The organism is Micromonospora sp. DT53 (genome assembly GCF_049841535.1).
Lineage (GTDB): Bacteria > Actinomycetota > Actinomycetes > Mycobacteriales > Micromonosporaceae > Micromonospora.
Genome location: NZ_JBNCKM010000002.1, coordinates 444154 through 459109, shown reverse-complemented (window position 1 = coordinate 459109; position 14956 = coordinate 444154). Strand labels below are relative to the sequence as shown.

13 protein-coding genes are annotated in these 14956 nt (G+C 71.3%); 12 read left to right on the top strand and 1 reads right to left on the bottom strand.

Annotated features, from left to right (window positions below; translation table 11 throughout):
* Positions 1-107: 107 nt before the first annotated feature.
* From pdxH to ACLQ3B_RS07935, 7 genes are all read left to right on the top strand, one after another.
* Positions 108-737 carry a pyridoxamine 5'-phosphate oxidase gene (gene pdxH / locus ACLQ3B_RS07965; RefSeq protein WP_425779827.1) on the top strand — a complete coding sequence of 210 codons (630 nt, stop codon included), beginning with the start codon at positions 108-110 and terminating at the stop codon, positions 735-737.
* A complete protein-coding gene (locus tag ACLQ3B_RS07960; RefSeq protein WP_425778753.1) occupies positions 734-2032 on the top strand; it encodes an MFS transporter in 1299 nt (432 codons plus the stop codon). The genes pdxH and ACLQ3B_RS07960 overlap by 4 nt, the downstream gene beginning before the upstream one ends.
* An 18-nt stretch (positions 2033-2050) precedes the next feature.
* Positions 2051-2980: an aldose 1-epimerase family protein gene (locus ACLQ3B_RS07955; protein ID WP_425778751.1), complete on the top strand. Its 930-nt coding sequence runs from the start codon at positions 2051-2053 to the stop codon at positions 2978-2980.
* Positions 2980-3582 carry a nitroreductase family protein gene (locus ACLQ3B_RS07950; RefSeq protein WP_425778749.1) on the top strand — a complete coding sequence of 201 codons (603 nt, stop codon included), beginning with the start codon at positions 2980-2982 and terminating at the stop codon, positions 3580-3582. Before ACLQ3B_RS07955 ends, ACLQ3B_RS07950 begins: the two co-directional genes overlap by 1 nt.
* Positions 3583-3769: 187 nt before the next feature.
* A complete protein-coding gene (locus tag ACLQ3B_RS07945) occupies positions 3770-4075 on the top strand; it encodes a type II toxin-antitoxin system VapB family antitoxin (protein WP_091395231.1) in 306 nt (101 codons plus the stop codon).
* A gap of 44 nt (positions 4076-4119) precedes the next feature.
* Complete coding sequence (locus tag ACLQ3B_RS07940) at positions 4120-5283, top strand: acyl-CoA dehydrogenase family protein (protein WP_425778746.1); 1164 nt, start codon at positions 4120-4122, stop codon at positions 5281-5283.
* A 99-nt stretch (positions 5284-5382) separates the two neighbouring features.
* Complete coding sequence (locus ACLQ3B_RS07935; protein ID WP_425778744.1) at positions 5383-6264, top strand: DUF4230 domain-containing protein; 882 nt, start codon at positions 5383-5385, stop codon at positions 6262-6264.
* 447 nt (positions 6265-6711) lie between these two features.
* Here ACLQ3B_RS07935 and ACLQ3B_RS07930 read toward each other — a convergent pair whose 3' ends face one another.
* The gene (locus ACLQ3B_RS07930) at positions 6712-6921 is read right to left on the bottom strand and encodes a PspC domain-containing protein (protein ID WP_425778742.1); all 210 of its coding nucleotides are present in this window, start codon (positions 6919-6921) and stop codon (positions 6712-6714) included.
* 640 nt (positions 6922-7561) lie between these two features.
* Here ACLQ3B_RS07930 and ACLQ3B_RS07925 point away from each other — a divergent pair.
* The 5 genes from ACLQ3B_RS07925 (at position 7562) to ACLQ3B_RS07905 (ending at position 14862) form a co-directional block, all read left to right on the top strand.
* Positions 7562-8932: an L-serine ammonia-lyase gene (locus ACLQ3B_RS07925; RefSeq protein ID WP_425778740.1), complete on the top strand. Its 1371-nt coding sequence runs from the start codon at positions 7562-7564 to the stop codon at positions 8930-8932.
* 71 nt (positions 8933-9003) lie between these two features.
* A complete protein-coding gene (locus tag ACLQ3B_RS07920; RefSeq protein ID WP_425778738.1) occupies positions 9004-9831 on the top strand; it encodes an ABC transporter permease in 828 nt (275 codons plus the stop codon).
* A gap of 1 nt (position 9832) precedes the next feature.
* Positions 9833-10579: an ABC transporter ATP-binding protein gene (locus ACLQ3B_RS07915; protein ID WP_210820205.1), complete on the top strand. Its 747-nt coding sequence runs from the start codon at positions 9833-9835 to the stop codon at positions 10577-10579.
* A complete protein-coding gene (locus ACLQ3B_RS07910; RefSeq protein ID WP_425778735.1) occupies positions 10576-12636 on the top strand; it encodes a DUF5941 domain-containing protein in 2061 nt (686 codons plus the stop codon). The genes ACLQ3B_RS07915 and ACLQ3B_RS07910 overlap by 4 nt, the downstream gene beginning before the upstream one ends.
* 15 nt (positions 12637-12651) lie before the next feature.
* Positions 12652-14862 (top strand): bifunctional glycosyltransferase/CDP-glycerol:glycerophosphate glycerophosphotransferase, encoded by a 2211-nt coding sequence (locus tag ACLQ3B_RS07905; protein ID WP_425778733.1) that lies wholly within the window; start codon positions 12652-12654, stop codon positions 14860-14862.
* Positions 14863-14956: the final 94 nt, after the last annotated feature.

Here is a 14956-nt window from a genome sequence, read left to right as displayed (position 1 = left end):
TGGCTCAGTGAGACTGGGCAGGGTGGGCTGGCCAGCGCGGGAGGGTGCTGACCGGGCCCTCGAAAAGGAGTGGGGACGTGACGGGTGACACACCCGCCCCGGCCGCGATGCGTAACGAGTACGCCGCGGACCTGGGCCTGACCGAGGCTGACCTGGCCGTCGACTGGCACACCCAGTTCGACAGGTGGTTCGCCGACGCGGTGGCCTTCGGGCTGCCCGAACCGAACGCCATGGTGGTGGGCACCGCCGACTCGGCCGGCCGGCCGAGCGGGCGGACGGTGCTGCTGAAGGGGTACGACCCGGAGGGCTTCGTCTTCTTCACCAACCACCTGTCGCGCAAGGGCGTCGAGGCGACCGCCAACCCGTACGCCAGCCTGGTCTTTCCGTGGTTTCCCATGCAACGCCAGGTGGTCGTCGCCGGGCGGGTCGCGCACGTCGACCGGGCGACGAGCGAGGCGTACTTCGCCAGCCGGCCGCGCGGCTCCCAGTTGGGCGCCTGGGCCAGCCCGCAGTCCCAGGTGGTGTCGGGCCGGGCGGTGCTCGAGGAGCGGTACCAGGAGGCGGCCGAGCGGTTCGCCGACCAGGCCGAGATCCCGACCCCGACGCACTGGGGCGGGCTGCGGGTCCAACCCGAGTCGGTGGAGTTCTGGCAGGGTCGGGCCGGCCGGCTGCACGACCGGCTCCGCTTCCGTCGCCTCGACGAGGGTGGCTGGACCGTCGAACGGTTGGCGCCGTGACGGGTGTGCGGGAGACCCGGCCGCGCGCAGCGCGCCGGTGGGCGATCGACGTGCGTCCGCTGCGGGTTCCGGCGTACCGCCGGCTCTGGCTCGGCAACACCGTGGCGATGTTCGGCTTCCAGTTCACCGCCGTCGCGGTACCAGTGGAGATGTACGCCCTGACCCGCGACTCGTTCTGGGTGGGCCTGCTGGGAGTGGCTGCCTTCGTACCGTTGCTGATCTTCGGGCTCTGGGGCGGCGCGGTCGCCGACGCCCGCGATCGGCGTGTGGTGTTGCTCGGCGGCTCATTGTTGCTCTGGGCATCCACCCTCGGTCTGCTGGTCCAGGCACTGCTGAACGTGGGCAGCCCGGTGCTGCTGTTGGTGTTGATGGCGGTGCAGTCGGTGGCCTTCGCGATCAGCTCGCCGGCCCGCAGCGCCATGCTGCCCCGGCTGGTGCCGGAAGACCTGGTGGCGTCCGCGACCACCCTGAACTACACGACCTTCACCGCCGCCTCGGTCGCCGGCCCGCTCGCCGCCGGCCTGATCCTCGCCGCCTCGCCGGACACCACTGTGGTCCTGCCGATCGCGTACGGGCTGGACGCGGTGCTGTTCACCGCGATGCTCTGGGCCGCGCTGCGGCTGCCCTCGCTCCCGCCCGAGCCCACCGCCGACGGTCAGGCCCGGCGTGCCGGCCTGTCCAGCGTCGTCGACGGGTTCCGCTACCTGGCCACCACCCCCGTACTGCTGCTGTCCTTCGCGGTGGACCTGATCGCGATGATCCTCGCCATGCCACGGGCGCTCTTCCCGGAGATCGCGCACGAGCGGTTCGGCGGCGGTGGCGCGGTCGGCCTGCTCTACAGCGCCATCGCGATCGGCTCGATGATCGGTGGGCTGACCTCCGGCTGGATCGGCCGGCTTCGCCGGCAGGGGCTCGGTCTGGTGCTCGCGGTGGTCGGCTGGGGTCTGGCGATCGCCGCGGCGGGGCTGGCCCACCAGCTCTGGCTGATGGTCGTGCTGCTCGCCGTGGCCGGCGCCGCCGACCTGATCAGCGCCGTGCTGCGCCAGTCGATGCTGCTGGTCTACGCACCGGACCGGATGCGCGGCCGACTCCAGGGCGTCAACACGGTCGTGGTGGCGGGCGGCCCCCGCCTGGGCGACCTGCGCGCCGGCACCATGGCCGCCGGCTTCGGCGGCGGGGTGGCCTGGGTGGCAGGTGGGCTCGCCTCCGCGGTGCTCGTGGTGGTGCTCGCGGTCGCGTTCCCGGCGCTGCTGCGCTACCGGGCCGCGACGGCGTCGAGCGAGGACCGGACCTGACCGGTTAGGGTCGCCGGCATGGAAAGCCCCGATCCGCGCCCGTTCTCCGGCGCCCAGTGGACCATCTCCGCCGCCGGCCACGAGGCCGTCATCGTGGAGGTCGGCGGTGGGCTCCGGACGTACCGGCACGACGGTGTCGACCTGGTCGACGGGTACCGGACCGACGAGGTCTGCCCCGGCAGCACCGGGCAGGTGCTGGCGCCCTGGCCGAACCGGATCCGCGATGGTCGCTACCCGTTCGGCGGGCGGACGCACCAGCTCGCACTGACCGAGCCGGATCGGCACGTGGCCATCCACGGGCTGGTCAACTGGGTGCCGTGGCAGTTGCTGGAGCAGTCGGCGGACGCCGTGACGGTCGGCTACGACCTGCCACCGCAGCTCGGCTACCCGTGGCCGCTGCGGCTGCGCAGCCGGTGGAGCGTCGACGCGGACGGTTTGCGCGCCGAGCACGAGGTGACGAACACCGGCGAGGAGTTGGCGCCGTTCGGCTTCTCCGTGCACCCGTACCTGCAACTGCCGGGCGTCGCGGTGGACGACCTGGTGTTGCGGCTGCCCACCCGGAGCCGGGTGCTGGTGGACGGTCGACTGCTGCCGGTGGGGGTGACCCCGGTGTCCGGCACCGAGTACGACTGGACCAGCCCCCGCCGGATCGGCGCCGCGGTGCTGGACTCCTGCTTCGGCGACGTGATCCGGGACGCCGACGGGGGCTCGTCGGTGAGCCTCGCCGCGCCGGACGGTTCGGCCGGGGTGCGCATCTGGGCGGATGCCGAGTTCGGCTGGTGGCAGGTGTTCACCGGGGATGCCCTCATCGGCGAGCGGCACCGCCGGTCGGTGGCGGTCGAGCCGATGACCTGCCCACCGGACGCGTTCCGGTCGGGTAGGGATCTGCTCACGCTCAAGCCCGGCACGACCTGGCGAGGTGCCTGGGGCATCCGCCCCGGCGCCTGATGGAGTTCGCCGAGGTCGTCCGCCGTCGGCGGATGGTGCGCAACTACGACCCGGACCGCCAGGTCCCGCCCGACGTGGTGGACCGGCTGCTCGACCACGCGGTCCGCGCGCCGTCGGCCGGCTTCGCCCAGGGCTGGGGCTTCCTGGTGTTGGAGGAGCCGGCCGACCGGGAACGGTTCTGGGCCGCCACCACCCCCGACGGCGGTGGACGGGAGCGGTGGCTCGCCGGTATGCGCCGAGCACCCCTGATCGTGGTGCCGCACGCCAACGAGTCGGCCTATCTGCGGCGGTACGCGGAGCCGGACAAGGGCTGGACGGACCAGTCCACGGATCGGTGGTCGGTGCCGTACTGGCACGTGGACGCCGGCTTCGCCGCGTTGCTGATGCTGCTCACCGCCGTGGACGAGGGGCTGGGGGCGTGCTTCTTCGGCATTCCGCCCCAGCGGATCGACACCTACCGGGACGCGTTCGGCGTGCCGGTGGAGTACCAACCCATCGGTGCGGTCACAATCGGTTACCGGGCGGCCGACCATCGGTCACCATCGTTGCGCCGTGGGCGTCGTCCGCTGGACGAGGTCGTGCGCCGCGGCCGGTGGAACTGATGCCGACGCCCCGTTCGTCCGGTTGAGAATCGGACGAGCGATGGCGAAACTGACATCAGGGAGCAGAACGCAGCGTGCGCTGGGCGGCTAGGCTGGCACGGTCATCGGTGCCGCGCCGCGCGGTGCCCGCCGCGGCCCGGCTCGGCGCCGTCGGTCGGCCCGGCCACGGGGAGGGGAGCGTGCCGTCGTGATCTTCAGAGCGGTCCGGGACGGGCGTCCCTATCCGGAGCACAATCTGACGCTCAAGCAGTGGGCGGAGATCCCGCCGCGGCCACTGCGCCTGGATCAGATGATCACCACCAAGCGCGAGTTGGCGCTGGACAAGCTCCTCGCCGAGGATTCCACCTTCTACGGTGACCTCTTCCCGCACGTCGTGCAGTGGAACGGCGGGCTCTACCTGGAGGACGGGCTGCACCGGGCGCTGCGCGCCGCCCTCCAGCAGCGCAACCAGATCCACGCGCGGGTGCTGGTGCTCTCCGGGCCCATCGAGTGACGAGCCCTTCTTTCGCGCACTGAACCTTCGTTAGGGTGGCGTCCATGACCGCTGCGCTGGACCTCCTCGACCTGGACCCGTCGCTCAGCGAGGAGGAGCGGCAGATCCGCGACGTCGTCCGCCAGCTCGTCGACGACCGGGTGCGGCCCCACGTCGCCGACTGGTACGAGGACGGCCGGGTGCCCGCGCGGGAGCTGGCCCGCGAGTTCGGCAAGCTCGGCCTGCTCGGCATGCACCTCACCGGCTACGGCTGCGCCGGCGCCTCCGCGGTCGCCTACGGGCTGGCCTGCCAGGAGCTGGAAGCCGGCGACTCCGGCCTGCGCTCCCTGGTCTCCGTGCAGGGATCGCTCGCCATGTACGCCATCTGGCGCTACGGCAGCGAGGAGCAGAAACAACGCTGGCTGCCGTCGATGGCCACCGGTGCGGCGATCGGTTGCTTCGGCCTGACCGAGCCGGACCACGGCTCCGACCCCGCCTCGATGGCCACCCGCGCCCGCCGCGACGGCGACGACTGGGTGCTCACCGGCGGGAAGATGTGGATCACCAACGCCCCGATCGCGGACGTCGCGGTGATCTGGGCGCGCACCGACGAGGGTGTGCGGGGTTTCGCCGTACCGATGGACACACCCGGCGTCACGGCCCGGGAGATCCGCCGCAAGATGTCGCTGCGCGCGTCGGTGACCGGCGAGATCGTGCTCGACGACGTCCGGCTACCGGCCGACGCCCAACTGCCCGAGGCGGTCGGGCTCAAGGCGCCGCTGAGCTGCCTCACCGAGGCCCGGTACGGCATCGTCTGGGGTGCGGTCGGCGCGGCCCGCGACTGCCTGGAAACCACACTGGCGTACGCCACCACCCGCACCCAGTTCGGTCGCGCACTGGCCGGTTTCCAGCTCACCCAGGCGAAGCTCGCCGACATGGCCGTCGAGTTGGTGAAGGGGCAGTTGCTCGCCCTGCACCTGGGCCGGCTCGCGGACGCCCACCGGATGCGGCCCGAGCAGGTCAGCGTGGGCAAACTGAACAACGTGCGGGAGGCGCTGGCCATCGCCCGGCAGTGCCGCACCATCCTCGGCGCCAACGGCGTCTCCGGTGAGTACCCGGTGATGCGGCACGCCAACAACCTGGAGAGTGTGCTGACGTACGAGGGCACCTCCGAAATCCACCAACTGGTCATCGGGCAGCGGCTCACCGGGCTCTCCGCATTCGCCTGACCTGCCCTTTTGTCGCTTCCTGGCGCTCGCCGCGCGGCTGTCGTATCGGGGCCGTACCGTCATTGACAGACGACGTGTCTGACGAGGACGGTGAGCGTGATGGCCCGCGACGCTGGCAGCAACGAGCCCACGAGGGAGTTCCCCGGTTACCCGACCGGTGACGATCTCAAGGCGCGGTCGACCACGACACCCGAGTGGACCGCGGATACGCCCGATGGGCCAGCGGGTCCCGGTGGTCCTGCGGGTCCCGGTGGTCCTGCGGGTCCCGGTGGCCCTGGCGGCCCCGGTGGGCCTGGTGGTCCGACGAGCGGTGGCGACGGCCCCGGCGGTGGCGGTGGCGGTGGGGCGGCGCGAGGGCTGCTCCTGCTGCTCGGTGCCGCCGCGCTGGCCGTGGTCGTGCTGCTCGGCATTCAGGCGGTCGGCATTCTGCCGGACTTCCGTAACCCGTTCGCCAAGGAGCAGACCGACCGCAGTCAGCCACCGCTGCTCAAGTCGATCCAGGACCTCAGTCGCTACGTGGCCGCGGAAGGCAACTTCCAGGTCGTGGTCGACACGCAGAACGACAGGCGCAACGTTCCGGACTTCCTGCTCAACGAGCGCACCCTGTTCGTCGGTGCCGGCAGCGTCGAGGCGTACGTCGACTTCACCAAGATCGGTGAGGGCGCCGTCGTCCAGTCCGCCGACGGCAAGTCCGTCGAGATCAAGCTGCCCGCACCGCAGCTCGGCGAGACCAACCTCGACATGGAGAAGAGCTACGTCTTCGCCGAGGAGCGCGGTCTGCTCAACCGACTCGGTGACCTGGTCGGCAACGACCCCAACCGGCAGCAGCAGGTCTACCAGCTCGCCGAGGACCGGATCACCGCCGCCGCCCGGGACAGCGGGCTCTCGGCCCGGGCCGAGGAGAACACCCGCAAGATGCTGGAGGGTCTGCTCCGCTCCCTCGGCTACCAGCAGATCACCGTCACCTACATCGCCCCCTGACCCAACCACCCCCTGGTACGCCGAAGCGCCCGCCCCGACTTCCGTCGGAGCGGGCGCTTCCGTCTCTGCCCGGCGCCGCGCCGTTGCCCAAGATCCGCGCAACTTCGGCGATGGTGGTGCCTCCAGCGCCCCGGAGGCAGCAACATCCCTGAAGTTGCCGCCCCGGGGTGCGCCATGGCCGGGGGTCAGCGGCCGGTGGAGGCCAGGAGCCCTCGGTGGAACCGGCGCTGTGGACCGGACGAGGGGTGGGTGCGCGCGGAAGGGACGTGAGGAACGGCAGCCGAGGGGTCCGGAGGTCCGCTGCTGGGGCGCGCGGCCGATTCGCCGGATATGAGGCATCGTCGTGGTGGCGGACCAAGCGATCTTGGACAGTTTCCGTCAGCAGCACAGTCAGCAGCTGACGGAAACTGTCCAAGATCTGCGATTACGTCAGGTGTGCGGGGCGGGTCAGCGGCCGGTGGAGGCCAGGTAGCGGTCCTCGTTCGGCATCAGCACCCACAGGATCAGGTAGACGATCACCTGCGTGCCGGGCAGCAGCAGCGACAGCAGGAACAGCAGCCGGACCATTCCGGCCGACATGCCGAACCGCCGTCCGAGGCCGGCGCAGACACCGGCGATCATGCGCCCCTCGCGGGGCCGGACCAGTTTGCGACTCATCGTCGTACTCCCACTCTGCGGCGGTGCGCCGCGTCTGCAATCCACGGTAGAAAGGGATGACCACCTCGCCCTCGGTCCCGAGGATGAGCGGCGACCCGTGGACCCGTAGGTGCTTTACCCGGGCAGCACCCCGCTGACGCCTCCCCGAACCGCCCCTCGAGCGCCGCCCTCGCCCCGCCCTCGCCCGCGCGCCGCCCGCCCTCGCCCGCGCGCCGCCCGCCCTCGCCCGCCCTCGCCCGCCCTCGCCCGCGCGCTGCCTGTCTCCCGCACTGCCGCGTCCGCCGAGCCAGACGGAGATCATGCTCGATCCTGGTTGTAGTGGCATCAAGGCGAGCGAACACCACTACATCCTGGATCCAGCACGATCTTGCGGGGCGAGCGAGCATGCGAGCGGGCGGCGGGGCGAGTGGGGTGAGCGGGGCGGTACCGGGCGGCGAACGGGCGGGCGGGAGACGGTGGTCGGGTGTTCACGTCCCGGACCGGGTGGGCGGTGAGCTGGGCGGGTAGGCTGGCTGATCGGCCTTCCACACCCCGGAGGGCCGGCACCCATACCCCGGACGGTCACGAGCGGGGCCGCCAGACCGGTGGTCACGACCCGGCCGGGTCCCGTACGCCGGGACGACGGCGAGGAAGCGCAGCCATGATCAGTGTTTTCGACCTCTTCAGCGTCGGTATCGGGCCGTCCAGCTCGCACACGGTGGGGCCGATGCGGGCCGCGCGTACGTTCGTCGGCGGGCTCAAGGCCGACGGGCTGCTCACCGACACGGCGCGGGTGCAGGCCGAGTTGTTCGGCTCGCTGGGTGCGACCGGGCACGGCCACGGCAGTGACCGGGCGGTGCTGCTGGGGTTGGCCGGTGAGTCGCCGGAGACTGTCGACACGGACACCGTCGGTCCTCGCGTCGAGCGGATCCGGGCCGAGCGGCGGATCAACATCCTGGACGCGCACGAGATCGACTTCGACCCGGATCGGGACCTGACGCTGCACCGCCGCCGGTCGTTGCCGTACCACCCGAACGGGATGACCTTCGTGGCGTACGACGGGGCCGGTGCCGAGTTGCGCAGCCGCACCTACTACTCCGTCGGTGGCGGGTTCGTGGTGGACGAGGCGGCGGCCGGCGCGGACCGGATCAAGCCGGACAGCACAGTGGTGCGGTACCCGTTCCTGACCGGGGCGCAGCTGCTCGACGTCACCACCCGCACCGGTCTGTCGATCAGCGAGGTGATGCTGGCCAACGAGCGGTCCTGGCGCAGCGAGGCGGACATCCGGGCCGGTCTGCTGGAGATCTGGCGGGTGATGCGGGAGTGCGTGCAGCGCGGCTGCGAGCGGGACGGCGTACTCCCTGGGGGGTTGAAGGTCCGGCGGCGCGCGGCGGAGCTGCGGCGCGGCCTGGAGGCGGAGGTCGGGACGGCCGACCCGCTGCACGCGATGGACTGGGTGACGCTGTTCGCGCTCGCGGTCAACGAGGAGAACGCGGCGGGTGGCCGGGTGGTCACCGCGCCGACCAACGGGGCGGCCGGGATCATTCCGGCGGTGCTGCACTACTACACCCGGTTCGTGCCGGGCGCCGATGACGAGGGCGTGGTGCGGTTCCTGCTGACGGCGGGCGCGATAGGTGTGCTGTTCAAGGAGAACGCGTCGATCTCGGGTGCCGAGGTGGGCTGCCAGGGCGAGGTCGGTTCGGCGTGCTCGATGGCGGCGGCGGGGTTGGCCGAGGCGCTCGGTGGCACCCCCGAGCAGGTGGAGAACGCGGCCGAGATCGGGATGGAGCACAACCTCGGGTTGACCTGTGACCCGGTGGGTGGCCTGGTGCAGATCCCCTGCATCGAGCGGAACGCGGTGGCTAGCATCAAGGCGATCACGGCCGCCCGGCTGGCGCTGCGCGGCGACGGTGTGCACAAGGTGTCGCTGGACAAGGTCATCAAGACCATGCGAGAGACGGGCGCCGACATGAAGGTCAAGTACAAGGAGACGGCGCGTGGCGGTCTGGCCGTCAACGTGATCGAGTGCTGAGTCCGGTCGATTCGGGGCAATCGTTCACCGACTGCTAACCTGTCGTCCGTTTCAGGAGGCGGGAGGCTGCGGTGACCTCTGGCGTCGCGGCTTTGTGGTCGCACCGCAACTCGCTGCGCATCCTGGTCAGGCGGGATCTGGCGGTCAAGTACCAGCAGTCGGTGCTTGGCTACTTCTGGTCGTTGATCGAGCCGCTCGGCATGGGCGCCATCTACTGGTTCGTCTTCGGGGTGCTCTACTCCCGGGACACCGGTCGGCACCTCGGTGAGGCGGCCGAGTCGTACCCGTTGTTCCTGATCACCGGCATCTTCGCCTGGATGTGGACCAGTTCGGCGCTGAGCGAGGCGACGAACGCGCTGACCGGCCAGTCCCGGCTGATCACCACGATGAACGTGCCGCGTCAGGTCTTTCCGATCGGCCGGGTCACCGGCCGGTTCGCCGAGTACGCGGCGGGCCTGCCGATCCTGATCGCCATCGCGGTGATCTACGCGGTGCACGGTCGGATCCACCCCGGCTGGTCGCTGCTCTCCCTGCCGCTGGCGGTGGCCATCCAGGCCGTCCTGTTGACCGGGCTCGCCCTGCTGTTGTCGGCGTGGAACGTGCTGATGCGCGACGTGGAACGGTTGATGCGGCTGATCATCCGGGTGCTCTTCTACGCCACGCCGATCATCTATCCGTTCAGCCTGGTCCGGGAGTCCGGCCTGCCTGGCTGGTTGAAGGTGGTCTACGAGCTGAACCCGCTGGTCGGGATCTTCCAGCTGCACCACGCGATCTGGTACCCGGACGAGTTCCCGGACGCCCGGCTGCTCGCCACCACGATCGTCGGCAGCCTGCTGGTGCTGGCCGCCGGTTGGTGGTCGTTCCGCCGGTTGGAGCCCGCCGTGCTCAAGGAGCTGTGACGTGGCCGCGCCGATCATCGAGGCCGACGGCCTGGGCATCCGGTTCGTCCGCAACCGCCGCCGCCAGCTGCGGCTGCGTGAGTTGTTCATCCACCGGGGCGCCCGGGGCGCGCTGCCCGGCCAGTTCTGGCCGCTGCGGGACGTGTCGTTCACCGTGCAGCCCGGTGAGACGGTCGGGGTGATCGGACGCAACGGCACCGGCAAGAGCACCCTGCTGCGGCTGATCGCCGGGGTGCTCATTCCGGATGAGGGCGGCATCCGGGTGCACGGCGCGGTGGCGCCGTTGCTGGAGTTGTCCGCCGGTTTCTCCAACGACCTGACCGGGCGGGAGAACCTGCACCTGGTCGGTGGGCTGCACGGACTGTCGACGAGTTACCTGAAGCGGCACTTCGACGACATCGTCGAGTTCGCCGGTGAGCAGGTGGAACGGGCCATCGACACGTCCGTGCGGCACTACTCGTCGGGGATGAAGGTGCGGTTGGGCTTCGCGATCATCTCGCACCTGCCGCACCCGATCCTGCTGATGGACGAGGTGACCGCGGTCGGGGACGCGGAGTTCCGTAAGAAGTGTTACGCGACGATTGATCGTCTGCTCGGGGAGGGGCGCACGCTGGTGCTGGTGTCACACAACGAAAAGGACCTGACCCGGTTCTGCCGTCGGGGGTTGTACCTCGACGCGGGCCGGTTGACGCTCGACGGCACCATCGCCGAGGCGCTCGACGCGTACCACGCCGCGGTCCCGCGGTGACGCTCGCGATCGTGCTCGCCGCCGGGAGGCCCGCGGCGGGCCTGACCACGGCGACCGGCGAGCCACTGGCCGACCGCCTGGCCGCCCAGTTGCGCCAGGCCGGGGCGGACGAGGTGCGTTTCGCCGCCAACCTCGACGAGTTGACCGACCTGGTCGCCACCGCGACCGCGCCGGTGCTGATCACCGGCACGGACCTGGTCGCGCACACCGCCGTACTGCGGCACCTGGCCACCAGCCCGGTGGGGCCCACGGTGGCGCTGGTGCTCGGCGACCCGCCGGTGCCGGGTCGGACCGCGGTGCGGGAGGAACGCGGCCAGGTGGTCGACGCCGGCGCGTTGGACGCCCTCGACGGGGACGCCACAGGCGTGTTCGGCGGCGCGCTGCGGGTCGGCGTGGAGGACCTGCCGACCCTCGCGGCCGCCGCCCGGGCCGCCGCGTCCGGGCTGCTGCCCGTCGCCGCCCCGATCGGCCCGTCCGGCGACGTGGCGCCACTGCCGGCGACCGCCGGGTCTGGGTCTGGGGGGTCGGTCGCGGCCGGCGGCCCCGGGTCCGCCGTGGACCGGCTCTTCGCGGGCCTCGCGGCGCTCGGCACCCTGATCTTCGCCCAGCGGGTACGCCTGCTCGTCGCCCACCGGGTCGAGGACACGGCCGGGCTGACCGCTGCCGAGGCGGCGGTGACCGCTGTCGACGAGGACCGGGCCGAGCTGCGGCTGTCGGTGAAGGAGAAGGACGACTTCTTCTCCACCTACTTCGTCAGCACCTGGTCGCCGCACGTGGTCCGGCTCTCGGCCCGGCTCCGGCTCACCCCGACCGGGGTGACGGTGATCTCGGTGCTCTTCGCGTTGGGCGCGGCGGTGCTGTTCGGGGTCGGTGGGCGACAGGCGCTTGTCGGTGGCGCGGTGCTGCTCTACCTCGGCTTCGTGCTGGACTGCGTGGACGGCCAACTGGCCCGCTACACCCGGCACTTCAGCGCCTGGGGTGGCTGGCTGGACACGATGGCGGACCGGGCCAAGGAGTACCTGGTCTACGCCGGGCTGGGCTTCGGGGTGAGCCACGCCGGGCTGGGCAACGGGTGGGCGCTCGCGATCGCCGCGATGACCTTGCAGACCGTCCGGCACATGACCGACACCTGGTACGGGGTGCTGCACGACGAGGCGGCCCGTCGGCCGCGTACGGCGACGAACGCCAGCGGCGGGATCGGTGACCGGCTCAACGCGGCGTCGACCCGGGTGCAGGCGGACACCGGGTCGGTGTCGTACTGGCTGAAGCGGACAGTGGTCTTCCCGATCGGTGAGCGGTGGGCGCTGATCGCGGTGACCGTGGCGCTGTTCAACCCGCTGGTCAGCCTGATCGCCGTGCTGGTCTGGGGTGTGCTGGCGTTCGCGTACACCGGGGCTCTGCGGACGCTGCGGGCCCGCTGGATGTGGGTGCCGGTGCTGGACACGGTCGATGCCACACTGCACCGCGACGACGGGCCGTTGGCCCGCTGGTTGCCTGTGGTCCGCCCGATGGGGCCGCTGACCCTGGCGGTGGTCGCCGCGCTCGGCCCGGCGGTGCTACTGGTCGGGGCGTTGCTCAGTGACGCGCCCGAGGGGCTGCGCTGGGCGGTGCCGGTGGCGCTGCTGGTGCTGCTCGTCGGTGGGCTGGGCGCCGGAGCGGCGCACAACGGCCCGCTGGACTGGCTGGTGCCCGCCGCGTTGCGGGCCGCCGAGTACCTGTTCGCCATCGCGGTCGGGGTGGTCGGCGCGGCGCCCGGCTGGCTGATCTTCGGGTACGTCTTCGTGCTCACCGTGCACCACTACGACCTGACCGCCCGGCTGGAGAAGCGGCAGGCGGCACCGCCTCTGCACGCGGCGACGCTGGGTTGGGAGGGGCGTTCGGTCCTGTTGGCCCTCGCGGCGATCGCCGGAATTGCGGGTATCGGTTTGGCTACACTCGGTGCGTACCTTCTGGTGGTATTCGTGGTGAGCGCCGTCCTGGCCTGGTTCGTGCGACCGGCCCGTAGCACGCGGGCGTCGGTGGCGCCGGCGAGCGCTGGAGGTGCCGCGCCGCGCTGACGGAGGGACGGCCGGATGACCCTGATCAGCTTCGTGGTGCCGGCCTTCCGGGTGCAGGGATACCTGCGGGAGTGCCTGGACTCCATCCTCGGCCAGCCGGAGACCGACTTCGAGGTGATCGCCGTCGACGACTGCTCGCCGGACGCCAGCGGCGACATCATCGACGAGTACGCGGCCCGCGACCAGCGGGTCCGCTCGGTCCGGCTGGCGGAGAACGTCGGCCTCGGTCCGGCCCGGAACATCGGGCTGGACCGGGCCGTCGGCGAGTACGTGTGGTTCCTCGACGGTGACGACTGGCTGGCTCCGGAGTGCCTGACCGAGGTCGCCGAGCGGTTGCGGGTCACCCGCCCGGACGTGCTGCTTGTCGACCACGTCCGCGCCCACTGGAACGACACAGCCACCCGCAGCGCGATGGCCGAGGTGTTTCCGGAGGCCCCGGGCCCGGGCACCTTCCGGTTGCGGGACCGGCCGCAGGCGATGCACCTGCTGCACACCGCGTGGAACCGGCTGGTCCGTCGGGAGTTCCTCGTCGACCTGGGGCTGCGCTTCGCGCCCGGCTGGTACGAGGACGTCTCGTTCAGCTACCCGGTGCTGATGGCGGCGCACCGGATCGGCGTACTGGACCGGGTCTGCGTCAACTACCGGCAACGCCGTGCCGGCGCGATCACCCGGACCCGTGGTGACAGGCACTTCGAGGTCTTCCCGCAGTGGCACCGGGTCTTCCACCTGATGGATTCGTGGGGGCCGGCGACGGAGGCCCTGCGGCCGGCGGTCTTCGAACGGATGATCTGGCACTACCTGACCGTGCTCGGCAACGGTCAGCGGATCGCGCCGGAGCTGCGGGAGGCGTTCTTCGCGCAGATCACCGCCGACTACGAGCGTTGGCTGCCGTCCGGCGGTTATCCGGTGCCGGACGGGGTCGAGGGAATCAAGCACAAGCTCGTCGCGTCCGGGCGGTGGCGCACCTTCAGCGCGTTGCGGGCCGCCAGCCGGGCACGCGACGCCGCCCGCCGGCGGGCCCGCACCGCTCGGCGCAAGGTCGGTCCGGTCGCCCGGCGGGGTGCCCGGCTGACCCGTGACGGGCTGCTGCGCGAGTACTACCGGGCCGAGTTGCGGCGGCCGGTCGACCCGACGCTCGCGGTGTACGCCGCGTACTGGTACCGGGGATACTCCTGCAACCCGGCGGCCATCTACGAGGTCGCCCGCCGGTTGGCGCCGGAGGTGCGCGGGGTGTGGGTGGTGCGCCGGGACCGGGTGGACACCGTGCCGGCCGGGGTGGAGTACGTGGTGGCCGGCACGCCGCCGTACTACCGGGTGCTCGCCCGCGCCCGGTGGCTGGTCAACAACGTCAACTTCCCGGACTTCGTCCGCAAGCGACCGGAACAGGTGCACGTGCAGACCCACCACGGCACGCCGGTCAAGGTGATGGGGCTGGACCAGCAGCGCTACCCGATCGGCGCGGGCCGGATGGACTTCGCCGGGCTGTTGCGCCGGGTGGACCGCTGGGACTACAGCGTCAGCGCCAACAGCTTCTCCACCCAGATGTGGGACCGGGCGTACCCGGCCACGTACACCACACTGGAGGTCGGGTACCCACGCAACGACCGCCTGGTCACCGCCGGCCCAGACGAGGTGCGTCGCCTCCGCGCGGAGTTCGGCCTGGACCCCGACGAGCCTGTCGTCCTGTACGCCCCGACGCACCGCGAGCACCTGCCCGGCTACCGGCCGCCGTTCGATCCGGACCGGTTCGTCCAGGCGCTCGGTGACTCGGGCCGGTTGCTGATGCGCAGCCACTACTTCCACGACCGTGATCGACGTCCCGGCCAACCGAAGGACTGGGAGCGGGTTCGTGACGTCAGCGGCCACCAGCGGGTGGAGGATCTCTACCTGGTGGCGGACGTGTTGGTCACCGACTACTCGTCGGCGATGTTCGACTATGCGGTGCTGGACCGGCCGATCGTGCTCTACACCCCGGACTGGGAGGCGTACCGGCTGGCCCGGGGGGTCTACTTCGACGTCACGGCCGAACCGCCGGGCGCGGTGGCCTCCACTTTCGCCGATCTGCTCGACCTGTTCCGTACCGACGCCGTGCGCTCGGACGCGGCGGCGAAGGCCCGTGAGCACTTCCGGGCCCGGTTCTGCACGATGGACGACGGGCGGGCGGCGGAGCGGGTGGTGCGTCGGGTGTTCCTCGGGGAGCAGGGCGAGCGGTCGACGCGCTGTTGATCGGATTTCTGTCGGTTAATAGCAGTGACACCGATCGAACATGAGACGTTTACCCGATGTCACAAAGCCATGATCCTGGTCACAGTCTTGTGGG